The sequence below is a fragment of the Photobacterium minamisatsumaniensis genome (assembly GCF_050336695.1).
Classification (GTDB): Bacteria; Pseudomonadota; Gammaproteobacteria; order Enterobacterales; family Vibrionaceae; genus Photobacterium; species Photobacterium minamisatsumaniensis.
This window is the reverse complement of record NZ_JAKJSI010000013.1, coordinates 41,978-64,994: the sequence shown is the minus strand read 5'-3', so window position 1 is coordinate 64,994 and position 23,017 is coordinate 41,978. Positions and strand designations below refer to the sequence as shown.

Sequence of the window (23,017 nt, the reverse complement as noted above, 5' to 3'; positions counted from 1 at the left end):
ATGCGAGGCTTCTTATAAACACGTTAGCAAGAACGGCGATTAATCGCGAAAGCGTTCAATCTTCATACCTAGGGCGCTGAACTTATCTTCAATATGTTCATAACCACGGTCGATATGATAAATACGATCAACAATCGTCTCACCTTCTGCGATGCTACCAGCAATCACAAGGCTAGCCGAAGCTCGTAAGTCTGTTGCCATCACTTGTGCACCACTTAAACCGTCAGTATCACCACAAATCACGGTATTACCTTCAATTTCAGCATGAGCGCCCATACGGATCAACTCAGGAATATGCATAAAACGATTTTCAAAAATCGTTTCAGTAATGATCCCAGTGCCTTTTGCCATCAAATTTAAGAGTGAGAACTGTGCTTGCATGTCGGTCGGGAAACCTGGGTGCGGCGCGGTACGGATATTCACCGCTTTAAGCTCACGATCCGTCATATCAAGGCTGATCCAATCGTCACCAGTCTCAACTTTTGCTCCCGCTTCCTCTAGCTTAGCCAGAGCAGCTTCAAGCAATGAGGGGCGCGTGTTACGACAAACAATCTTACCGCCAGAAACTGCAGCAGCAACAAGGAATGTCCCCGTTTCAATACGGTCCGCAACCACTTCATGGTAACCACCACCTAAGCGCTCAACACCTTCAATTGTGATGGTGTCAGTACCCGCTCCCGTGATTTTCGCACCTAACGTATTCAGGAAGTCTGCCGTGTCGATGATTTCAGGCTCACGCGCAGCATTCTCAATCACTGTCGTGCCTTCAGCTAGGGTTGCTGCCGACATAATAGTAACTGTCGCGCCAACGCTGACCTTGTCCATAACAATATGTGCACCTTTTAGGCGCCCATCAACCGAAGCTTTAACGTAGCCTTCTTCCAAGGTGATTTCTGCACCTAATTGCTCTAGGCCATGAATGTGTAAATCAACTGGACGAGCACCAATGGCACAACCACCAGGAAGCGATACTTGGCCTTGGCCAAAACGAGCCACTAGTGGCCCGAGCGCCCAAATCGACGCTCGCATGGTCTTAACTAAGTCGTACGGCGCACAGAATTCATTTACTGGTCCCGCATCGACATGCACAGAGCCATTACGAGACACTTTCGCACCTAAACGGCTCAGTAGCTCCATCGTTGTATCGATGTCACGCAACTGAGGAACATTTGCTACCTCGACTGGCTCTTCGGCCAGCAGAGCAGCAAACAGAATTGGCAATGCTGCATTCTTAGCACCAGAAATAGAGACTTCGCCGCATAATGGGCCACTGCCCTGGATTCGAAACTTCTGCATCATTAACCTCTTAGGACAGTGACATCAACTTTTTATCGCGCGCCCATTCATCAGGCGTAAATGTCTTGATGCTTAACGCATGAATATCGTTAGCAGCAATGTGTCCCATCAGTGGACCATAAATGGCCTGCTGTTTTTTAACACGGTTCATACCGTCGAACATGGTGCCAACCGCGATGACTTCGTAGTGGCTGCCATCGCTTTTTACGATGACTTCATCAAGTTCTAAAGCATTTTCCAGAATTTGTTTAATTTCTGAGATTTCCACAAGCTATCCTCTTTGCTGCTCAATCAACACAAGCAGCTAACATTGTTTCGATATGGCTCAGGCGTAGCAAAGTTATTAGCTGTTCTGGCACATTCAATAATGTCAGCTCGGCGCCATTTTGGCGGAGCTGTTGGTATACATGCAGCAGCATCACCATACCGGCAGAATCGACCCGAGTTAAAGCTGCTAGATCGAGCTTAACCTGAGAATCCTGGGGCATCCATTCATGATTTTGCTGCCAAAAAGCTGGAACTGTGTCACGTTCCAATATTCCTGACAAGCAATAATAGCCATTTTCCTGAACTCGCCACTCAATCTTTGGCTTACTCATTGATTTTCTGTCTCACGGCGAATGGGTTTGGCTGCTAGCACTTTTAAATCTTTGGTTACAGCATCGACACCGTGATTACGGAGTTGTCCACTCCATTCACTTTGCTTGGTCGAGATCATACTGACTCCTTCGGCAACCATGTCAAATCCCTGCCATTCATTGGATTTTTTATTTTTGCGTAGCTTAAAATCCAAACGAATAGGCGGTCGCTTCGTATCAAGAATGTCGACACGCACCGAAACAATACTTCGATCGGCTGGCACCGACTTTGCTGATTCCACTTTAATATCTTGATCCGTATACTGAGTCAGTACCTGAGCATAAGAAGCGACCAAATAATCAGAAAAAGCAGCAACAAAATCATTACGCTGCGTTTTACTGGTTTTCTTTAAATTCGGCCCCAGCACTTTATAAGCGGCATAGCGTGTATTGATATAAGGGAGCAACTCCTCTTTCACAACACGTCGTAGTGCCTCAGGGTTTTGCTGAATTTGTGGCTGCTCAGCTTTAATTCGCGAAAATGTTTTTTCAGAAACAGCCTTGATCATTAAATATGGATCACTTTGGTCTACTGCCGCAACTGAGAACAACGGCAAGCAAGCCAACAACACCATTACGTAACGCACAAACTTCATCTTAAGTCTCCTTACTCGCCATCACCACCAATGCTATAAAGCACTTGGCCAATCATATCTTCTAAGACTAATGCGGATTTCGTATCTTCAATAAGATCACCGTCCCCCAGCATTTCAATATCATCATCAATAAAGCCTGGATCAAGGCCTAGGTATTGCTCGCCCAAGAGCCCTGATGTCAAAATCGCGGCAGAGCTTGTTTCCGGGAAATAGCCGTACTTTGTCTCGATTGACAGTGTTACAACCGGTATATAATTTTCAGTATCAAGCGTAATGTCCGTGATTTTACCGACAGTCACGCCACCAACTTTAATTGGAGAGCGTACTTTCAAACCGCCAATATTATGAAATTGCGCTTTCAGTTGATAAGAGTCATTACCACCTAGGTTTTGAACATCCGCGACCTTAAATACCAAGACGAGCAATGCGGCGATACCTGCTAAGATAAAGCTACCCACCCATAATTCTAGTTTTTTTATTTGCTGCATCTTAACTTCCCTAACTTTCAAAGCCTTAAGGCCTATTTAGTTACCAAACATCAAGGCTGTCAGGACAAAGTCCAACCCCAAGACTGCCAATGACGAGTTCACGACCGTTCGCGTTGTCGCCCGGCTGATCCCTTCTGATGTCGGTACGGCATCATAGCCGTTAAAGACCGCTATCCATGTCACTGTAATGGCAAATACCACTGATTTTATAATGCTATTGCCGATATCGTAGCCAAGCTCAACAGATGACTGCATCACTGACCAAAAGCTACCGTAGTCAATCCCTTTCCAGTCAACCCCGACCAGCTGCCCGCCCCAAATACCTACCGCGCAAAACAACATCGTTAATAGCGGCATCGAAATCACGCCAGCCCAAAAGCGGGGGGCAATGACCCGACGAAGCGGATCGACCGCCATCATTTCCATGCTAGAAAGCTGCTCGGTGGCTTTCATCAACCCGATTTCAGCGGTTAAGGCAGAGCCTGCCCGCCCAGCAAAGAGCAAAGCCGTTACTACAGGCCCAAGCTCTCGTAATAGTGACAGAGCAACCATTTGACCTAGGCTGGTCTCTGCCCCAAAGTCGACAAGTACGATATAGCCTTGCAGGCTTAAAACCATACCGATAAATAACCCTGATACTAAGATAATCGCAACAGACAGCACACCAACGGAATACAGCTGCTTAAGTAAAAGGGGGAACATTTTTTTAGGCTGCGGACGACTCACCAGCGCCCCATATAATAATAGGGTTGCCCGCCCCGTCGCTTGACACTTTTCGATGCCCCAACGCCCTTGCTTGGCAATAAAATCCAATATCATTAATCCGCTACCTTGTTTCTGTCGCTCTGCTCATCACCATAAGAGCCAGTCAATCCAAACAGATCGGATTCAATCGGCTGGGCTGGAAATTGGAACGGTACGGGGCCATCTGCATCGCCATCAAGAAATTGGCGAATTTTCGGGGCTGGGTTTCGTTGCAGCAGCTCAGGCGAACCTTGACCGATGATCTTCCCTCCTGACAGCAAATACACATGATCGGCAATGCTCATTACCTCTGGCACATCATGGGATACAATCACCGATGTAATACCCAGCGCTTGGTTCATGTCCTTTATCAGCTTAACAAGCACCCCCATCGTGATAGGGTCCTGCCCAACAAAAGGTTCATCGTACATGATCAATTCTGGATCAAGCACAATCGCACGGGCAAGTGCTGCACGCCGAGCCATGCCGCCAGAAAGCTCATTTGGCATCAGTAATGCGGCGCCACGTAATCCCACAGATTCTAATTTCAGCAAGACTAAAGTGCGCAGCAAGTCTTCCGGTAAATCGGTATGTTCGCGCAATGGGAATGCCACATTGTCGAATACATTCATGTCTGTAAACAAAGCGCCAGACTGAAATAGCATGCTCATTTTCTTCCGGGCCTGATAAAGCTCTGCCCGCTTTAAGGCTGGAATATTGCCGTCTTCAAACCAAATTTCACCACTATCGGGTTGAATTTGCCCACCGATTAAGCGCAACAACGTTGTTTTCCCGATGCCTGAAGGGCCCATAATGGCGGTAATTTTACCTTTGGGCACATCCAGAGAAACGTCATCAAATATTTTTCGCTCCCCCCGTGAGAAGGTCACGTGCCGGATCGACACCAGCGCATCCGTATGCTTCATAGTCCCCCTACATAGCTCTTTAGACTCTAGCTTCGCTTTCAGCAATAAAAAGGAATAATTAGTATAATTAATAATTTAACAGCTTTTAATTGATCATAGGTAGATTATGCAACCAACTCAAGAGATTGACGGTAAGAAGTATGTTATTTCTTACTACGATGTGAAATCGTTCCCTATGGAACCGCCTCGCAACACTCCTAGTTATCACCCATTTTCGAGTCATTACTGACGGGTTTGTTGGCAACAAAAATCCAGAAGAAAAAAACAGCTCGCTCTGATGAATTAATCACGCCTTTTGCTTTCTTTTTTATGGCTGAACCGTCAAAATTAGTCTCTTAACTTAAGATTAACCTCATTGAATCACCAATAGATTGGCAGCAAAGCCATGATGTTTTAATTCAATCAATATAACAAAGATAAGGGATAACCATGCTCGAAGCCATCGTGTTGCTTTGTATCGGATTAGCATTACTAGTATGGAGTGCAGACCGACTTGTATATGGTGCTGCAGCACTTGCAAAGAACCTCGGGGTCGCCCCTCTGGTTATCGGTATGACCATTCTTGCTATGGGGTCATCGGCACCTGAAATGATGGTATCAGCCACCGCAGCCCTTGAAGGTAAAACCGATACCGCCATTGGCAATGTCTTAGGATCGAACATTGCGAATATCGCCCTTATCTTAGGCCTAACCGCCATGCTAAAACCGCTGTCTATTAGCTCGGGGATCATCCGACGTGAATTGCCATTAATGATGGCCGTCACCTTAATCGCAGGTGCATTACTGTGGGATAGTTACCTTGGTTTCTATGAAGGGGTGCTTCTGGTTATTTTATTTATCATCTTCTTGCTCGCCATGCTCAAAATTAGCCGCCAAGCAAAAGCCGAGGGTGATCCTCTGGTTGAGGAACAAGAATCAGAAATTCCTGAGGGTGTAAGCAACAAAGCCGCATTAATTTGGGTCGCTATTGGTATTGTCTTACTGCCTTATGCCGCGAGTATGCTGGTTGATTCTGCTGTCACTATTGCCAAGTATTTTGGTATGAGCGACCTTGTTATCGGTCTAACAATCATTGCGATTGGTACCAGCCTTCCAGAACTTGCCGCCTCTATCGCCAGCATCTACAAAGGTGAAGATGATATGGCTGTCGGTAATATCATCGGTTCGAATGTCTTCAATGTGTTGGCCGTTATGGGTATCCCTGGCCTTTTAAACCCTTCAACATTGAGTCCATTTGCCATGGGACGAGACTACTATGTCATGTTAGGGGTTTCTATTTTGCTCGTAATAATGGCTTTAGGAAAGAGTCGAGTAATCAATCGTCTAGAAGGTAGCATTCTCGTTACCTGCTTTATCGCCTATCAAGGTTATCTGTTTTATAATGTAGCGGCTTAACGGAGAGCCCTATTATGTCTAATACGTTTGATTTTTGCGCTTTTGGCCGCAAAGTTATTGAAATTGAAGCAAAAGCCCTACTGAACTTAACCCAATACATTAACGGTAGTTTCACTCAAGCCTGTGAATTAATTGCAGGCTGCTCAGGCAAAGTAATCGTCATGGGCATGGGCAAGTCAGGGCATATTGGTAACAAAATTGCTGCGACGCTGGCAAGTACTGGCACACCCGCCTTCTTTGTTCACCCAGGAGAAGCTAGCCATGGCGACTTAGGGATGGTCAAAAAAGGTGACGTCGTATTGGCCATTTCGAATTCAGGTGAAGCATCAGAAGTCATGGCGTTGCTACCGGTGATCAAACGTTTAGGTATTCCATTGATCAGCATGACAGGTAAGCCTGAATCAAGCATGGCTAAACTGTCACAAATCCATTTACAGATCACCGTCGAAAAGGAAGCTTGTCCGCTAAATTTAGCGCCAACATCGAGCACAACGGCAACATTAGCGATGGGGGATGCACTCGCTATTGCCTTGATGGAATCACGCGGCTTCACCGCTGATGACTTTGCTCTCTCCCACCCCGGTGGCGCTTTAGGCAGAAAGTTGCTGATGCGTATCAGCGATGTTATGCATATCGGAGATTTCCTGCCTATCGTAAAGGAAGAAGCCTCAATAAAAGATGCACTTCTTGAAGTCTCTCGTAAAGGCTTGGGAATGACGGCTATCATTGATAGTAACCAGCAGCTTCTTGGCATCTTCACCGATGGCGATCTTCGTCGCCTACTGGATAGCCGTATTGATATTCACAACACCGCTATTGGTGAAGTGATGACCAGAAACCCTGCGACTATTTCTCCACAGTTACTGGCGGCTGAAGGTTTAAAACAGATGGAAGATCGAAAAATCAATGGCCTACTGGTCACTGAAAATGGCAAACTGGTCGGGGCACTGAACATGCACGATCTACTCAAAGCGGGAGTCATGTAATGCAAGTTGATACATTGTATGGCCCGGTATGCCAATCGAACATGGTAAAAGCGAAAGAGATTAAGCTATTAATTTGCGATGTCGACGGCGTTTTTTCAGATGGCCGCATCTACATGGGTAACGATGGTGAAGAACTTAAAACGTTTCACACTCGTGACGGCTATGGCATAAAGTCTCTGATGGGTGCAGGCATTGAAATCGCCATCATCACAGGGCGAAAATCAGCCATTGTTGAAAACCGAATGTCGGCACTGGGCATCCAACATATCTATCAAGGGCAAGACAATAAACTGGCTGCCTATGACGATATCGTAAACACCCTATCCATCGCCCCTGAGCACACCGCTTACATTGGCGATGATTTAATTGACTGGCCGGTTATGGAGAAAGTTGGCCTGTCTATTTGTGTGGCAGATGGCCACCCTCTCTTGGCTCGCCGTGCTGATTTTATCACCCGTATTCAGGGCGGTTATGGTGCCGTGCGTGAAGTGTGTGACTTAATCCTTGAGGCCAGAGGGGAGCTAGATAAACATAAAGGCTTAAGTATATGACCTTACAAAGGCTACTCTATGTACTACTCATTGTGATCTGTGCATGGACTGGCTACTACCTGCTTGATAAGCACTGGCAGGCAGATATTCAAGTCGCGCCTGATACAGAAAAGCCTATATTTACAGGCAAAAGCGTGGTGAACACAGCTTTCAATCAATCAGGGTTACGCAGTTACCAAATCGATGCCAATTACCTTGAGCACTTTAGTAATAGTGGTAATACTGATTTTGTTGAACCCGTATTGTGGGTCTACCGTGATGGGACAGAAACAGAATGGCGGATCAGCTCAAACACAGCCAGACTAGATAAGAACCACGTGTTACAAATGACGGGTAATGTTCGTATTTTCAACTTATTACCAGAGTCTGCTGTTAAAGTAATAAAAACTGAAAACTTACGCCTTGATCTTATTAGTAAAGATTTTGACACCCCAGATCATGTCACCATTACTGGTGATGCTTTTCAAAATGAAGGGTTGGGGATGAAAGGAAATATGGATCGTAGCGTCGCCACCTTATTAAAAAATGTGAAAGGTAGATATGAAGCTTTATAAAATTACGACCTTGCTCTGCCTTTGTATCAGCACCTCTAGCTGGGCTTTAAAGAGCGATACAGAGCAACCTATTTATATCGACTCAGACAACCAAGAACTTGATATTCAAAAAAATATCGTCACTTTTACTGGTAATGTCATCTTGCGTCAGGGCAGTATTGATATTCGAGCTGATAAAGTGGTTGTCACGCGTCCAGGCGGTGAAGGAAAAGAAGCCATTGATGCTTATGGCAACCCAGCCACCTTCCACCAATTAATGGATGATGGTAAACCCATTGACGGCGCAGCAAAGAAGATGCGTTATGAAACAGATATCGAATTCCTCAAAATGACCGACGAAGCCATTCTGATTCAGGATGGTAGTGAAATTCAAGGCAAGGTTATTAGCTACAAAATTGACGAGCAAAAACTCGTTGCTGAGAGTGGCAAGAAAAAACGTGTAACCACCATCTTGCAGCCTAACCAAATGAATCAAAACAAGAAGTAATCACGACATGGCAACGCTAAAAGCCCAAAATCTTGCAAAAAGCTATAACGGCCGCAAAGTAGTGTCCGACGTTAGCCTTGAGGTTCAGTCTGGTAAAATCGTTGGCCTATTAGGCCCAAACGGTGCTGGGAAAACGACCTCATTCTATATGATTGTCGGCCTTGTGGCGCGTGACGAAGGTTTAATTACCATTGATGATGAAGACATCAGTCTTCAGCCAATGCATAACCGCTCTCGCATGGGGATCGGCTATCTGCCACAAGAAGCATCGATTTTCCGCAAACTGTCGGTACACGATAACCTTATGGCAGTATTGCAAACACGCAAAGAACTGACTAAAGCGGAACGTCAGGATAAGTTGGAAGAATTATTGGATGAATTCAACATCCAGCACATTCGCAACAGTTTAGGTATGGCACTATCAGGGGGTGAACGCCGCCGTGTTGAAATAGCTCGCGCGCTGGCCGCTAACCCAAAATTCATTCTCTTGGATGAACCCTTTGCTGGTGTTGACCCGATCTCGGTGATCGACATTAAAAAGATCATTGAGCACCTACGGGATCGTGGACTTGGTGTACTGATCACCGACCATAACGTACGTGAAACATTAGATGTCTGTGAGCAAGCTTACATTGTCAGCCAAGGACACTTGATTGCACATGGTACTCCAAGCGAAGTACTAAATGATGAACATGTAAAACGAGTCTATCTGGGTGACCAGTTCCGTCTATAGTTATACATAAGGACGTACCAGGAGCTAGCACCGAGAATCGAATAATGGATTCCGTATCACTTACCGGTGCTATGCAGCCAACACCAAAGATAATAACAAGGTACATACATATATATGAAAACCTCGCTCCAGCTTAAACTTGGCCAACAATTGGCAATGACGCCACAACTGCAGCAAGCAATTCGGCTTTTGCAATTATCTACCTTGGATCTTCAGCAGGAAATTCAAGAAGCCTTAGATGCCAACCCACTGCTGGAGCTTGAAGAAAGTGCACATGAAACCTTAACCGGTGAAGAGCATAAGCCTGATAGCGCCGAGCACACAGAGGCATCTGCACAAGAATCAGATAGCAGTGAGCCAGAGCCCTTTGACACATCAGATGTAATTGAACAACGAGAGATGCCAGAAGAACTCCCTGTCGATACGACTTGGGATGATGTCTACAGCGCAGGGACAGGCAGCACAGGGATTGCTATTGATGACGAAATGCCTGTTTATCAAGGTGAAACCACCGAAAGCCTGCAAGATTATCTCATGTGGCAAGTTGAACTGACCCCTTTCAGTGATACCGACCACACAATTGCAACGGCGATTATTGATGGCGTCGATGACAAAGGTTACCTAACCTGTTCAACCGATGAAATCCTCGAAAGTTTAGGCGCTGAAGATGTCGAGCTTGACGAAGTAGAAGCTGTACTTAAGCGTATTCAACAGTTTGACCCATTAGGGGTCGCATCTCGTAATCTACAAGAATGCCTTTTACTTCAACTGGCCACGTTTCCGAAAGACACCCCGTGGCTAGCTGAAGCTCGCATGCTGCTTACCGATTGTATCAACTTACTGGCAAACCGCGATTACCGTCAGTTAATGCGTGATACCAAACTGAAAGAGCCCGAACTAAAAGCTGTTATGCAACTAATTCACGGTCTAGACCCTCGCCCGGGCAACCGTGTCGTTGCGTCAGAAACTGAATACATTGTGCCTGATGTGTCCGTCTTTAAAGATCACGGTAAATGGGTCGTCACTATCAATCCAGATAGCGTACCGCGCATTCGTGTCAATCAACAGTATGCAGCATTAAGCAAGAGTACCCGTAGCACCGCTGATAGCCAATTTATCCGCACGCACCTACAAGATGCAAAATGGCTGATTAAAAGCCTAGAAAGCCGTAATGAAACATTATTAAAAGTCGCCCGCTGTATTGTCGAATACCAACAAGACTTCTTCGAATATGGCGAAGAAGCCATGAAACCAATGGTACTTAACGATATTGCGTTGGCGGTTGATATGCATGAGTCCACAATCTCCAGGGTAACGACGCAAAAATATATGCATACCCCCCGTGGCATTTTTGAACTGAAATACTTCTTCTCAAGTCACGTAAGTACTGATAACGGCGGCGAATGCTCGTCAACCGCTATCCGCGCCTTGGTAAAAAAGCTGGTAGCAGCAGAAAACCAAGTCAAGCCACTGAGTGACAGTAAAATAGCGACATTACTGGCGGACCAAGGGATCGTGGTGGCAAGAAGAACCATTGCCAAATACCGTGAATCTCTGGGTATTCCGCCGTCTAATCAGCGAAAACGTCTGCTCTAACAGGCGCCAACAGAAGGAAGATGTCTATGCAAATTAACCTAACCGGGCACCATGTCGAAATCACACCGTCAATGCGTGAATATGTCATGACGAAATTCGATAAGCTGGAGCGCTTTTTCGATAAAATTAATAATGTTAATGTTGTGCTCAATGTCGAAAAATTACAGCAAGTTGCAGAAGCTACACTCCATATTAATTCGGGAGAAATCCACGCAAAGGCGGATTCTGAAAATATGTATGCTGCTATTGACGCATTAACTGATAAACTGGTTCGTCAACTAAACAAACACAAAGATAAACTCAATAGTCACTAATCATGCAACTGAGTAATGTATTGAGCCTGGACTGCACCAAAAGTGCAGTCCCTTGCTCCAGTAAAAAGCGTGCTTTGGAAATTATCAGCGAAATTGCTGCTGAGCACCTTGACCAGAACCCCCAGCCTCTCTTTGAGTGTATGCTGAGCCGAGAAAAGATGGGCAGTACCGGTATCGGTAATGGCATCGCGATCCCTCATGGCCGCATCAATAATAGCGAGCAAGCCGTTGCTGTATTAATCCAGTGTCAGGATCCGATCCAGTTTGATGCTATCGATAATCAACCGGTTGATTTGCTATTTGCGCTTCTCGTGCCCGATGCACAATGTAAAGAGCACCTACAAACTCTTTCCTGTATGGCTGCAAAGCTCAGCAGTAAACAAGTTTGTAAGCAACTTCGCACCGCAAAAAGTGATGAAGAGCTTTATCAAATCCTAACCTGTGATTCATAATGATCATCACACACTCCCCGATTGTTGAGGTATCTTAACCATGATGTTAATGGTCGTAAGTGGGCGCTCTGGCTCAGGTAAGTCTATCGCCTTGCGTGTACTTGAAGATCTTGGTTATTACTGCGTTGATAACTTACCGGTTACTCTACTGCCGCAATTTATCAAGACGCTAGAAGGTAACCAACAAAATGTCGCCGTCAGCATTGATGTCCGTAATATGCCGTCAAAGCCCGGAGTGATCCGCGAAACGCTGGACTCGCTCGGTGATGATGTCGATGTGAATGTGTTATTCCTCGACGCTGATGACAAAGAATTAATCAAGCGCTACAGCGAAACTCGTCGCTTACACCCGCTATCTCGTAACAATATGAGCCTTGAGCAAGCCATTCTTTCTGAAAGCGATCATCTTTCAGAATTAAAAGAACACGCAGATCTTGTTATTGATACCACCAGTAAATCTATCCATGATCTTAGTGAAACGGTACGTTCTCGCGTGCTCGGTCGGGATGCCCGCGAACTCATCATGGTCTTTGAATCTTTCGGTTTTAAACATGGCCTACCAACGGATGCCGATTATGTGTTTGATGTCCGCTTTTTACCTAACCCGCATTGGGTGCCTGAGCTCAAACCGCAAACAGGCCTTGATCAAGACGTCAAAGAGTATCTTTCTGCCCAGCCTGAAGTTAACCAGTTAATCTATCAAATTCGCAACTTTATCGAAACCTGGTTGCCAATGCTTGAGAAGAACAACCGCAGTTACCTTACTGTCGCGATAGGTTGTACTGGCGGCCAACATCGTTCCGTCTATGTCGCTCAAAAACTGGCTGAACATTTCAAATACGAAGGGCATCAAATCCAGATTCGCCACCGTACGCTGGAAGCTAAAAAATGACACAGTGCTCCCGGGAACTGTTTATTAAAAACCGCCTAGGACTACATGCAAGGGCTGCCATAAAATTGGTCGAACTTGCACAGAGCTTCGAGTCGTGTATTACTATCTGTAATGGTGAAAAAACGGCTACAGCAGATAGTGTTATGGGATTATTGATGCTGGAATCAGCCCAAGGGCAACAGATCAGTGTCAGTGCTGACGGGACTGACGCCCTCGTCGCATTGGACGCCGTTAGTCAGCTCATCGAAGCGGGTTTTGACGAAGAAAGCTAACTCAAGAACGAAGAATAAAACAACGTAAAAGCATTAAATCTTTATTTCCTCTCAGTTCTGATGAGACACTGTATCACTATTGCGTTAAAATTCAGCTTATTGCATTGTTATACCTCTCAGCATTACTGACTGGCTTTTGGGCCATCAAGTATCTTCAGGTATATCGCATCACGGTTATTTGGGGTATCGCAAGCAATGGCGGATGTAATAGAGCAAGACCAAACCCACCAAACACTACAAGAAGTCAACCAAGCGCTTGAAAACGGCATGTTTGTCCATGTTCGCCGAATGCTCCAAGAGATGGAGCCGGAGGACATTGCACACCTACTCGAAGCCTCTCCGCCTAAAGAACGTCAAGTACTTTGGCAACTTACTGATCCTGAAGAACAAGGTGAAATCCTCGACGAGCTTTCAGAAGACGTAAAAGATGGCATTGTCGCTCAAATGGCACCAGACAAACTGGCCGCCGTTACCGAGGGCATGGAAACCGATGATGTTGCCTACGTCCTACGTAGCTTACCTGATAGCAAATATCAGGAAGTACTGGCACAGATGGACGCAACCGATCGCCACCGTGTTGAGAAAGCGCTAGCCTACCCAGAAGAATCCGCCGGCGGTATCATGAGTACCGATTTCATCACCATTCGAGGGGATGTAACCGCAGATGTGGTTCTGCGTTACCTACGAATGAAGAGCGAATTGCCGGAAGCTACCGATGCCCTGTACGTAGTCGATCAAAATGAAAAACTGATTGGGCACTTATCATTGGCTACGCTTATCACCACTCAGCCCGACATCCAAATCCAAGATGTTATGGATGATGCCGATGAGGCCATTGCGGTTGATATGGATGATAGTGAAGTCGCCAACCTGTTTGAACGACGTAACTGGCTTTCAGCCCCCGTTGTTGATACCAACAACCAACTTGTTGGTCGTATTACCATTGATGATGTTGTCGATATCATTCGTGAAGATGCAGAGCATACCATGATGAGCATGGCAGGTATGGATGACGACGAAGATACCTTCGCGCCAGTGGTTAAATCCGCGAAACGTCGAAGTATCTGGCTCGGTGTCAACGTACTCGCTGCGTTGGCCGCCGCATCGGTTTCCAACCTGTTCGAAGACACGCTTGAGCAAATGGCGGCAATCGCTATCTTGATGACAATTGTCCCATCAATGGGGGGTGTAGCAGGTAACCAAACCGTTGCGCTGGTTATTCGAGGCCTTGCCGTCGGCCATATCGGTGATACCAATACCCGCTGGCTATTAAGTAAAGAAGCCCGTGTCGGGTTAATCAACGGTATTCTCTGGGCGGCGATAATTGGTGGTGTCGTTGTCTTCTGGAAAGGGAACTTGCTGCTTGGGGCTATCATTGCTGGGGCAATGCTAACCAACTTATTAGTTGCAGGTGTGGCGGGTGTCTGTATTCCGATATTCCTCAAGAAAATGAACATCGATCCCGCGCTAGCTGGCGGTATGGCACTAACGACCATTACCGATATTGTCGGCTTATCCGTTTTCCTCGGACTCGCGACCATCTTTTTGGTGTAGCCTACCCGTTCGCATCATGGGCAAGCACCCGTAAAAAAGCGAGCTTTAGAAGCTCGCTTTTTTGTTCAACTCATATCAGGATGAGGTACCCACAAAACTCTACGGCTTACTCACCCGCGATCTTCATGGTATCCATTAGCATAGAACCCGTTAGGATTTGACTACGCGTTTCGGTATCACTACCAATAGCGACAATGTTTTTCATCATGTCTTTCAAGTTACCCGCAATAGTTACCTCACTGACCGGGTATTGGATTTCGCCATTTTCGACCCAAAATCCAGCCGCACCACGCGAGTAATCACCTGTCACGATATTTACGCCCTGACCCATAAGCTCAGTAACCAACAAGCCGCGATCCATCTTTTTCAGCATTTGATCAAAGCTTTCACCGGTCGGTTTCACAATCCAGTTATGAATGCCACCCGCATGACCCGTTGGCTGACGGTTTAGCTTACGTGCTGCATAGCTTGTCATCAAATACGTTTGAAGCACGCCATCTTGAATGATTTCACAATCGCGCGTTGCCAGTCCTTCACTATCAAATGGCGTGCTCGCCATACCACGTAAGATATGTGGACGCTCACTAATATTGAGCCACTCAGGGAAGATTTGTTCACCCAGTTGGTCAAGTAAGAATGTCGATTTACGATAAAGATTAGACCCACTGATCCCCATCACTAAATGGCCAAATAGCCCTGTCGCAATATCCGCCGCAAACATGATTGGCGCTTCTCGAGTAGATAGCTTCTGTGGGTCAATTCGGCTAACAGTACGCTCTGCCGCATGGCGCCCTACTGTTTCAGGAGTCCAAAGTTCAGAGGCACGACGCGCTGTGGTATAGCTGTAGTCTCGCTCCATCTCACCATTTTTGCCTTCCGCTATCACGCAGCAACTGGTGCTGTGACGGCTTGAAGCATAACTTGCAAGCATGCCGTGGCTGTTACCATAAACACGAATACCATAATGGCTATCATAACTTGCGCCATCACTCATTTTGATTCGAGGATCAGAATCTAGGGCAGCCTGCTCAGCTTTAATCGCAATAGAGGCAGCATGGTCTGGCTCAGGCTCATCCGGATGGAACAAATCAAGTTCAGGAATATCCCTCGCCATTAATTCTTTCGGGCCAGGGCCTGCAAAAGGGTCTTCTGAGGTATAACGCGCAATATCCAGAGCTGCTGCAACGGTTTGTGCAATTGCGCCTTCACTCAGATCAGACGTTGATGCACTACCTTTACGCTGACCACGATAAACAGTAATGCCAAGTGCACCATCACTATTAAACTCAACGTTCTCGACTTCGCACATGCGCGTCGAGACACTGATCCCGGTTGTTTTATTTATCGCAACTTCAGCCGCATCAGCCTGCTGGCCAGCCAACTCCAGCGCTTTAGCAACAGCCGCTTCCAGTTCAACACGCTGTTGAGCAACCTGTTCTTTCACGTCCATACTTTATTTTCTCAGTAATCGCTTACCTTTAAGATACCTTATCGGGTAACCAAATAAGCCAATGAAATTGGTATTACTCTTAGGATAACACCCCCTGTGCGTATTTTGCGCCCCAAATCCCGATTAAACTGGTAAAATAAAAACAAATGCAATTCCGAAGAGCCTGATATGAGCCGCAAAAACCAAAAAGCCCCTTGGGAAGAGGAAGAAGAAATCATCTGGGTTAGTAAATCCGAGATGAAACGTGACATGGATGCCCTACAGAAACTGGGTGAAGACCTTGTTGAACTCAAGCCTAATGCACTGTCAAAAATACCATTAGATGAAGAGCTCTTTGAGGCCATCAAAGACGCACAGCGCTTTAAAAACGAAGCACGACGCCGTCAGCTACAGCGCATTGGTAAACTGATGCGTCATGTAGAAGTTGAACCTATTCAAGCCGCTTTAGATAAGCTTAATAACAAGCACTCTCAAGCAACGTTTGAGTTAAAGAAACTTGAGCAAAAACGTGACCGTTTAATTGAGAGTGGCGATAGCATGATCAACGCAATTTTAGTTGATCACCCTGATGCAGATCGTACTCGCTTGCGCCAGCTAGTTCGCCAAGCAGGCAAAGAAAAAGCTCAGAATAAGCCTGCAAAAGCTTATCGTGAAATTTTTCAGCTTCTAAAAGAGCTGTACATTAAAGACTAAGCTCTTTAAAAAACTGACATGGTCTAAGCGTCACGGCCTAGCGATGATAAAAAAATGCCAGCATCACTGCTGGCATTTTTTATAACCCTTGGTATTACACCACGTAAGCTTGTGCTTACTGTGTACCGCCCACGGTCATTGAATCAATTTTCAGGGTTGGCTGCCCAACACCAACAGGCACACTTTGGCCTGCTTTACCGCATACACCTACACCACGGTCAATATCAAGATCATTACCGACCATCGATACCTGCTGCATCGCTTCGATACCACTCCCGATCAAGGTTGTACCTTTAATTGGACGCGTTATCTTACCATTCTCAATCAGATAAGCTTCCGATGCTGAAAAGACAAATTTACCCGATGTAATATCAACCTGACCACCGCCAAAGTTCGGCGCATACACACCACGCTTAACACTCGCAATGATCTCTTCCGGTGAGTGCTCACCCGGTAGCATGTACGTATTGGTCATACGTGGCATCGGTAAATGTGCATACGATTCACGTCGGCCATTACCTGTCGGGTCAACACCCATCAGGCGTGCATTCAGCTTATCTTGCATGTAGCCTTTGAGCTTGCCGCCCTCAACCAATACATTATATTGGCCCGGCGTACCTTCATCATCAATATTGATTGAACCACGAAGGTCTTTGAGCGTGCCATCATCCACAATGGTACACAGCGGTGATGTAACTTGCTGACCCATTTGACCGGAGAACATGGAAGAGCCTTTACGGTTGAAGTCTCCCTCAAGGCCATGACCGACCGCTTCATGCAATAAGACACCCGGCCAGCCAGCACCAAGTACAACGGGCATTGTACCCGCTGGAGCTTCGTCAGCATCAATGTTGATAATCGCCTGACGCAATGCTTCATCGGCATAACTTAAAGCAATCGACTTACCGTTTTCTTCAGTTCGAAAATATTCATAACCATAGCGGCCACCACCGCCCGCACTACCATGCTCGCGTTTATCGCCTTTCTCAATCAACACACTGATTGATAGGCGCACCAATGGGCGAATATCCGCCGCATAGGTACCATCAAGTGCGGCAACCATGACTTGTTCGTAAACGCCATTAATACTGACCGAGACTTCTTTTACCATCGGCTCTTTGGTACGAATATAGCGGTCAATCTCTTCCAGTAATGCGATTTTCTGGTATTTATCAAAACTATTAAGCGGATTAACTGGCGCATAGATGTTGGTTGGGTTACTTGGTGTGAATGCGTTTACTTTACCGCTACCACCGATGCGTGTAATCCCCCGTGCCGCTTTTGCACTTTGGGTTAATGCCAGATGGTTGATTTGGTCGGAGTAAGCAAAACCGGTTTTTTCGCCAGAAACTGCTCGAACACCTACACCCCGGTCGATATTAAATGAACCATCTTTAATAATGCTATCTTCAAGCACTAATGACTCATGCCAGCAAGACTGAAAATAAATATCGGCATAGTCCACATCCCTTGTAGCAATCATGCTCAAGGTCTGGCTTAACTCTTCACGTCCTAGCCCTGATTGGGCTAACATTGTCTCTTCTACAGTTTCCAGCGTCATCTACTTTGCTCTTGTTATATCCGACCGCCCACACATAGCGAAGGCGTGTCAGTATTAGCGTTGGTGAACACTAAATCTTGCGTGATTCACCAATGGCATATTTGTTCTTATTGCTTGGCTGAGCTCTAAATCAACATCAGCCAGCAGCACTCCAGTTCCTTGTTGCTGGCAAGCGACAACCTGCCCCCAAGGGTCAACAATCATTGAGTGCCCCCAGGTTTCTCGGGACTCATTGTGTTCGCCCCATTGTGCTGCAGCAATCACCCAGCACTGGGTCTCTACCGCCCTAGCCCTCAACAGGAGCTCCCAGTGTGCTTTACCGGTTACTTTGGTAAAGGCAGCAGGCACAACAATGATGTCCGCCCCTTGCTCTCGCAAGGCCGAATATAATTGCGGGAACCTGACATCATAACAGATTGATAAGCCAATGTTGCCATAAGGCGTGGCGATCACTTTAACGTCATTGCCCGGTAAAAAGGTATCGGACTCACGGTAACTATGATGCTTATCTTCAATTTCAACATCAAACATATGGAGCTTATTATAATGCCCCTGACACTCGCCTTTATCATCAAACAGCAGTGCCGTTGTGGTGATTGCACCACTCGAATGACGAATAGGCATAGAGCCAATCAGAATCCAAATGCCTAACTGATTCGCCAATTGAGCGATAGCCTGCTGAAGAGGGCCATTCCCCAATGGTTCTGCATGTTGCTGATAATCATGCCGAGAACCAAAAACCAAACAGTTTTCAGGGGTTAGAACCAGCTTAGCCCCTTGCAACTGTAGCCCTTTCAGCTTTAGTTTAAGGTGCTTAAGGTTCACTTCAGGATCGGCGCCTGAATTCATTTGTACGATGCCAACTTTAGCCATAACTTTCTCCCTAATGGCATTTCATCCAAGATACGCCCTTGGATAAAATGCAGCTCACTGCCTTGTCGTTATTTTGATTTTTCTTGCTGTTTTAAGTCTTCAGGCACGGTATATTCACCCGTGAATCGTGATTGTTCAGTCACTATTGGCGAATCTATTGGCCCTTTAACTCTATAGTTAACCTGAGTAAACACATCCAAGACTGGCGATAATGCCGTTGATATAGCAAACACATAGATAGCCGTTTGAGGTGCCACCGCAAATGCGGTTAATACCGGAATACCAGAGGTAAAGTCCGGGGTAAATCTGACCCTTGCATCCACGGTCTCATTTACAAGATTAGCACTTCCCTGAATAAACATATCACCAGCCAGTGCCTGCATTTTGATATTCGAGGTTTCAAAGCGCCCATTCTCAATTTGGCCACTACCACGGATATAGTTAAATGCTAAGCCATCATCAAAGATCCCTGAGAAATCAAGCTGCATCTTGCGCACAATTGAGTCAATACTAAATAGACCAAGCAAACGCCCCGCACCACCAATATCACTGATCACACCCTGTCCGGTTTCTGATTTCATCTCGCCAGATAACGTCTCGCGGTGCATTGACCACGGTGAACCTTGCCATTGAATAGAGGCATAAGTACTAAACTTAGCCCCTTGGATTCCGCCGGATATACCAAAGCGTCCCATAAGATCAGAACTGTTCTCACCATCGATATCAAAGGCAATCTGGGTTTCATTACGATCATCGGTCAATGTCCAGTGACCATCAAGGTTGAGTGATGTCTCGCCCGAGTCGATCGTAAAGTTGACCAATTCAAGCATACTGCCATCACGGCGGACCTTGCCTGAAACACTTCCCAGTCGATAGCCTTGTAACCATGCATCATTCATCGTGATATCCATTTCTGGAATATTCAGCATCATGCTGCGGTCAAAATCTGTCGCTGGCGGAATGTCCCGCTGCGGTTGGTATTTTTTCCGAGGAGCATCACTGATCTCAGGATCATCCATATTCGGAATATTGAGATGCAAATTATCGAGCATAATATTGATCGGGCCGTTATCCGGCCAAACAGCTTCGCCTTTGGCCTCACGGCTGGCTAACTGCATATGCCATTGCTTTGCCTGTCTACGGAGGGTTAAATCAACACGACTCCAGTCAAGGGTGGCCAGTTTCAGCTGCCGCACTTTCGCATCAACTTGGGTGGGTAATGGAATGATTGGCATCACACTTGGCTTGCCGGATTGCTCAACCTGCGCCTGTTTGTCCTCAATATCGCTGAACAGGTCAACCCAACGATCGCCATTTACTAGTTTAGGGCTGTTGATCGTTAGCGCATGTGTTCCTTTGACGAGAGATTGAGCCCGAGCATCACCAATAACCCATTCGCTGGCATCTATTTCTAAACGCTCGGGTACAAGATTGATAATTGCTTGGTATTTCATATCTGGTGCAGTGATCAATCCGGTTAATGACTGTGCATTACCACTTGCAGTCAATGTGATATTGTCTTTTTTACCAGCAGGTTGTTCCAACGGATAAGGTAACTGACTGTGCACCTTTTCAAGTGCTGCTTGCAGATTAACAAGATAATCGAATCCCGTGTCATGTAGATCAATATCAACTTTACTTTGCCATGCACTGCTTCCCGAAACATGTGCCAACAATGGGTCTTGTAATTGCGCCTGCAAAGGAGCAACTTGCCAGTCGCCCTCTAGATCAATACCAACTTTATAGCCACTATCGTCACTTTTCCCCGCAAATCCAAACGATACCGGCTGCGTGAGCATCGATGCCGTAAGGCCATCACCATTGACGATGTCATTATCAAAAGAAATCGTACCTTTAACCTGCTCTAGAGAGATAGGTGGCGCATCAATAGCAACTTGATTTCCCGCTAATGTGGCACTGCCCCATGCTCGGACATCGCTGCCGTCGAAAGGGATATCCAACTGAAATGATGAGTCGACATGGCCACTGACCTGTACGGTGGTCAATGCGGCCCCGACCGAATCAACCAATGGCGTCGCCATCATATAATCTCGGACTTGATCACCTTGCGCAGAAATATCAACGGCTAACTTGAGGTGGCCATCGCCACTTAATTCTGCATCACCCGTTACCTTTGATGCTGTCGCGCCCATGGTTTGCGCATGGTTCGCGTCAAGGTACATAAAGTCATTTTCAAACAATAGATCAAGATCGAGCTCAGTGAGTTCAGGCCAAGCGGTATCAAAGCTAAACTTACCATTGCGCATCGGCACATAAGCCTGAAATACACCGGTATTATCGCTATATGGGAAATCGGCCAATTCGCCGTACCACAATAGCTGGGCATCTTCAGCCTTCCCGCCACGAATCGCTGCCGACAGGTAGTTCGTTAAATCTTGACCCAGTGCGTGCGTTGGTAGATAACGCCAAGTTTCACCCGCCTGACTGAGTGTTGCCTCACCATAAAATGATAGCCACGACGGTGCATTAGCTGGAAAATCTAGGCGAAACTGACCATCGACACTCAAATGTGGCGTATTCACGACCAGTTGATCACTCCACAATCGCCAACCGTCATCGCCAATCTGCCAATAAGCCGTTACATCACTTTCGTTAATCTGTAATGGCGCTTGAAATACATCGCCATAAGGCAGCTCATCGTCTTCCAATGACAACACGGCTTTGCCGCCCTGTAAATCACCAGCGACAAAAGCATCCAGTTTATGGATTTCTGGCAATAACTCCCATTGCTTCATACCGAACTGATTTAGTGCGAAAGAAAACCTCGGTGGAACATCCTTACCGCCCATAGCCCGAATGTCACTTAACGTACCACTGGGTTGCAAGGTGTTAACCATCTTCAATGCAGTGTTGTCATCGGGTAAAAAGCTAATAAAAGGGCGCAGATGAGATAGCGATAATTGACTGATCGCGACCTGCCAGCTTTCTGGCTGCCAACGTGCCGTTATATCGAAACTCGGCCAGAGCAGATTGTCAGTTTGCAGCTCCATTTGGTCACTATCTAAGCGCCAGCCCATTTCACCATTTTTCAATGAGATCGGCGTCAGGTTAACAAGGCCCTGACGAATACTAAACTCGTGCTTCTCTTCCCCCTGCTGCCAACGAAGGTAGCTGCTATCGAGCCTTGCAAAACTCTTAAGTAAGCGGCCACTATCAACGGTCAGCCATACCTCGGCATTGATATTACTGCTCGTAATATTGGCGTCCGTTAGCTGCTTTTTATTCAGCCATGGCGTCACAGAAAGATTACGGGCCTGCACATAAAGCTCGCCGGATAGTTCGGTCAATGAGCGGTTTTCTGACAGGTTGGCAATCACCCGCATTTGACTGAAATGCGTATCGGCAATACTGATAACCCCTTCAGCACGGCGCTGGTTGTTATGAGTATCCCACTGCAAATTTTCAATGTTGAGCGTGACCCGCTCTCCAGCAGGTGATAGCAATATCACGGCAGAGTTTCGTACGGAGAATTGCCCCAGCTGAACAAAGAGCAACTCTTCTAAACGGCGAATAGTTGAGGTTTGCCGATTGCTCGCGGTAGAAGTACTACGATTAGATAACCCAGAAAGCTGGGTGATATCCAGACGTAATTGATCAATACGAATATCTTTGAATACAGGGCTCAAGCCCATGATTGAACCAAGCATATCCAGCTGCATTGAAACATCGCCGACCTCAACCAGAGAGTCGGGATTATCCGGCATATTGACCCCAACACCTTTCAAAACCAGAGAGGGTCCAAAGTTAAGCCAATGCCCTTCGACATGAGAAATTTCAAGCTGCATATTGGCTTGAGATGATGCCCATTGACGAATAGGCTCACGGTAGTCGTTAAGCTGGGGAAGGAAAAGACGCAGACCTGTAATAGCAATTGCGGCCAGTACTAATAAAATTAGCACTAGCCACATTAATCCACGTACCAGACGAACTGGAACTGTTGTCACT

General features: G+C 46.4%; 24 protein-coding genes. 13 read left to right on the top strand and 11 right to left on the bottom strand.

Annotation, left to right across the window (positions count from 1 at the left end):
- Positions 1-39: 39 nt before the first annotated feature.
- Genes murA through mlaF form a run of 7 tightly spaced genes read right to left on the bottom strand, consistent with a single transcriptional unit; the run spans position 40 to position 4,688 of the window.
- Positions 40-1,296 (bottom strand): UDP-N-acetylglucosamine 1-carboxyvinyltransferase, encoded by a 1,257-nt coding sequence (gene murA / locus L4D78_RS05215; protein WP_428466079.1) that lies wholly within the window; start codon positions 1,294-1,296, stop codon positions 40-42.
- Positions 1,297-1,306: 10 nt separating this feature from the next.
- Positions 1,307-1,564, bottom strand: coding sequence for a BolA family iron metabolism protein IbaG (gene ibaG / locus L4D78_RS05210; protein ID WP_428465953.1), 258 nt, complete (start codon positions 1,562-1,564; stop codon positions 1,307-1,309).
- A 19-nt stretch (positions 1,565-1,583) separates the two neighbouring features.
- Positions 1,584-1,895: an STAS domain-containing protein gene (locus tag L4D78_RS05205; RefSeq protein ID WP_428465952.1), complete on the bottom strand. Its 312-nt coding sequence runs from the start codon at positions 1,893-1,895 to the stop codon at positions 1,584-1,586.
- Positions 1,892-2,530 (bottom strand): phospholipid-binding protein MlaC, encoded by a 639-nt coding sequence (gene mlaC, locus L4D78_RS05200; protein ID WP_428465951.1) that lies wholly within the window; start codon positions 2,528-2,530, stop codon positions 1,892-1,894. The genes L4D78_RS05205 and mlaC overlap by 4 nt, the downstream gene beginning before the upstream one ends.
- Before the next feature lie 11 nt (positions 2,531-2,541).
- Positions 2,542-3,018, bottom strand: coding sequence for an outer membrane lipid asymmetry maintenance protein MlaD (gene mlaD, locus L4D78_RS05195; RefSeq protein ID WP_428456772.1), 477 nt, complete (start codon positions 3,016-3,018; stop codon positions 2,542-2,544).
- Between the two features lie 36 nt (positions 3,019-3,054).
- Entirely contained in the window at positions 3,055-3,837 is a 783-nt protein-coding gene (mlaE, locus tag L4D78_RS05190) for a lipid asymmetry maintenance ABC transporter permease subunit MlaE (RefSeq protein WP_428465950.1), read from the bottom strand.
- Positions 3,837-4,688: a phospholipid ABC transporter ATP-binding protein MlaF gene (gene mlaF, locus L4D78_RS05185; protein ID WP_428465949.1), complete on the bottom strand. Its 852-nt coding sequence runs from the start codon at positions 4,686-4,688 to the stop codon at positions 3,837-3,839. Before mlaF ends, mlaE begins: the two co-directional genes overlap by 1 nt.
- Before the next feature lie 429 nt (positions 4,689-5,117).
- Between mlaF and L4D78_RS05180 the strand changes: the two genes are divergently transcribed.
- The 12 genes from L4D78_RS05180 (at position 5,118) to mgtE (ending at position 14,474) form a co-directional block, all read left to right on the top strand.
- Complete coding sequence (locus tag L4D78_RS05180; RefSeq protein ID WP_428465948.1) at positions 5,118-6,083, top strand: calcium/sodium antiporter; 966 nt, start codon at positions 5,118-5,120, stop codon at positions 6,081-6,083.
- 14 nt (positions 6,084-6,097) lie between these two features.
- Positions 6,098-7,069 (top strand): KpsF/GutQ family sugar-phosphate isomerase, encoded by a 972-nt coding sequence (locus L4D78_RS05175; protein ID WP_428465947.1) that lies wholly within the window; start codon positions 6,098-6,100, stop codon positions 7,067-7,069.
- Positions 7,069-7,620, top strand: coding sequence for a 3-deoxy-manno-octulosonate-8-phosphatase KdsC (gene kdsC / locus L4D78_RS05170; RefSeq protein WP_428465946.1), 552 nt, complete (start codon positions 7,069-7,071; stop codon positions 7,618-7,620). Before L4D78_RS05175 ends, kdsC begins: the two co-directional genes overlap by 1 nt.
- A complete protein-coding gene (gene lptC, locus L4D78_RS05165; RefSeq protein WP_428465945.1) occupies positions 7,617-8,174 on the top strand; it encodes an LPS export ABC transporter periplasmic protein LptC in 558 nt (185 codons plus the stop codon). Before kdsC ends, lptC begins: the two co-directional genes overlap by 4 nt.
- Positions 8,161-8,661, top strand: coding sequence for a lipopolysaccharide transport periplasmic protein LptA (lptA, locus tag L4D78_RS05160; protein WP_428465944.1), 501 nt, complete (start codon positions 8,161-8,163; stop codon positions 8,659-8,661). The genes lptC and lptA overlap by 14 nt, the downstream gene beginning before the upstream one ends.
- Before the next feature lie 7 nt (positions 8,662-8,668).
- Positions 8,669-9,394 (top strand): LPS export ABC transporter ATP-binding protein, encoded by a 726-nt coding sequence (gene lptB / locus L4D78_RS05155; RefSeq protein WP_428465943.1) that lies wholly within the window; start codon positions 8,669-8,671, stop codon positions 9,392-9,394.
- 114 nt (positions 9,395-9,508) lie between these two features.
- Positions 9,509-10,990, top strand: a complete 1,482-nt coding sequence (locus L4D78_RS05150; RefSeq protein WP_428465942.1) for an RNA polymerase factor sigma-54 — start codon at positions 9,509-9,511, stop codon at positions 10,988-10,990.
- 26 nt (positions 10,991-11,016) lie between these two features.
- A complete protein-coding gene (hpf, locus tag L4D78_RS05145) occupies positions 11,017-11,304 on the top strand; it encodes a ribosome hibernation promoting factor (protein ID WP_428465941.1) in 288 nt (95 codons plus the stop codon).
- 2 nt (positions 11,305-11,306) lie between these two features.
- Positions 11,307-11,756, top strand: coding sequence for a PTS IIA-like nitrogen regulatory protein PtsN (gene ptsN, locus L4D78_RS05140; protein ID WP_428465940.1), 450 nt, complete (start codon positions 11,307-11,309; stop codon positions 11,754-11,756).
- Between the two features lie 40 nt (positions 11,757-11,796).
- Positions 11,797-12,648, top strand: coding sequence for an RNase adapter RapZ (gene rapZ / locus L4D78_RS05135; protein WP_428465939.1), 852 nt, complete (start codon positions 11,797-11,799; stop codon positions 12,646-12,648).
- On the top strand, positions 12,645-12,920 hold the full coding sequence (locus L4D78_RS05130; protein WP_428456786.1) for an HPr family phosphocarrier protein: 276 nt from the start codon (positions 12,645-12,647) through the stop codon (positions 12,918-12,920). The genes rapZ and L4D78_RS05130 overlap by 4 nt, the downstream gene beginning before the upstream one ends.
- Before the next feature lie 195 nt (positions 12,921-13,115).
- A complete protein-coding gene (gene mgtE, locus L4D78_RS05125) occupies positions 13,116-14,474 on the top strand; it encodes a magnesium transporter (RefSeq protein ID WP_428465938.1) in 1,359 nt (452 codons plus the stop codon).
- A 106-nt stretch (positions 14,475-14,580) separates the two neighbouring features.
- Here the strand turns inward: mgtE and pmbA are convergent, their stop codons facing one another.
- Entirely contained in the window at positions 14,581-15,924 is a 1,344-nt protein-coding gene (pmbA, locus tag L4D78_RS05120) for a metalloprotease PmbA (RefSeq protein WP_428465937.1), read from the bottom strand.
- Positions 15,925-16,092: 168 nt separating this feature from the next.
- On the opposite strand from pmbA, the gene yjgA reads away from it, so the two are divergent.
- Positions 16,093-16,617 (top strand): ribosome biogenesis factor YjgA, encoded by a 525-nt coding sequence (gene yjgA / locus L4D78_RS05115; RefSeq protein WP_428465936.1) that lies wholly within the window; start codon positions 16,093-16,095, stop codon positions 16,615-16,617.
- A gap of 115 nt (positions 16,618-16,732) precedes the next feature.
- Here yjgA and tldD read toward each other — a convergent pair whose 3' ends face one another.
- From tldD to L4D78_RS05100, 3 genes are all read right to left on the bottom strand, one after another.
- Positions 16,733-18,178 carry a metalloprotease TldD gene (tldD, locus tag L4D78_RS05110; RefSeq protein ID WP_428465935.1) on the bottom strand — a complete coding sequence of 482 codons (1,446 nt, stop codon included), beginning with the start codon at positions 18,176-18,178 and terminating at the stop codon, positions 16,733-16,735.
- A 54-nt stretch (positions 18,179-18,232) separates the two neighbouring features.
- Positions 18,233-19,051, bottom strand: a complete 819-nt coding sequence (locus L4D78_RS05105; protein WP_428465934.1) for a carbon-nitrogen hydrolase family protein — start codon at positions 19,049-19,051, stop codon at positions 18,233-18,235.
- Positions 19,052-19,119: 68 nt separating this feature from the next.
- The gene (locus tag L4D78_RS05100; RefSeq protein WP_428465933.1) at positions 19,120-23,016 is read right to left on the bottom strand and encodes a YhdP family protein; all 3,897 of its coding nucleotides are present in this window, start codon (positions 23,014-23,016) and stop codon (positions 19,120-19,122) included.
- Position 23,017 lies beyond the last annotated feature (1 nt).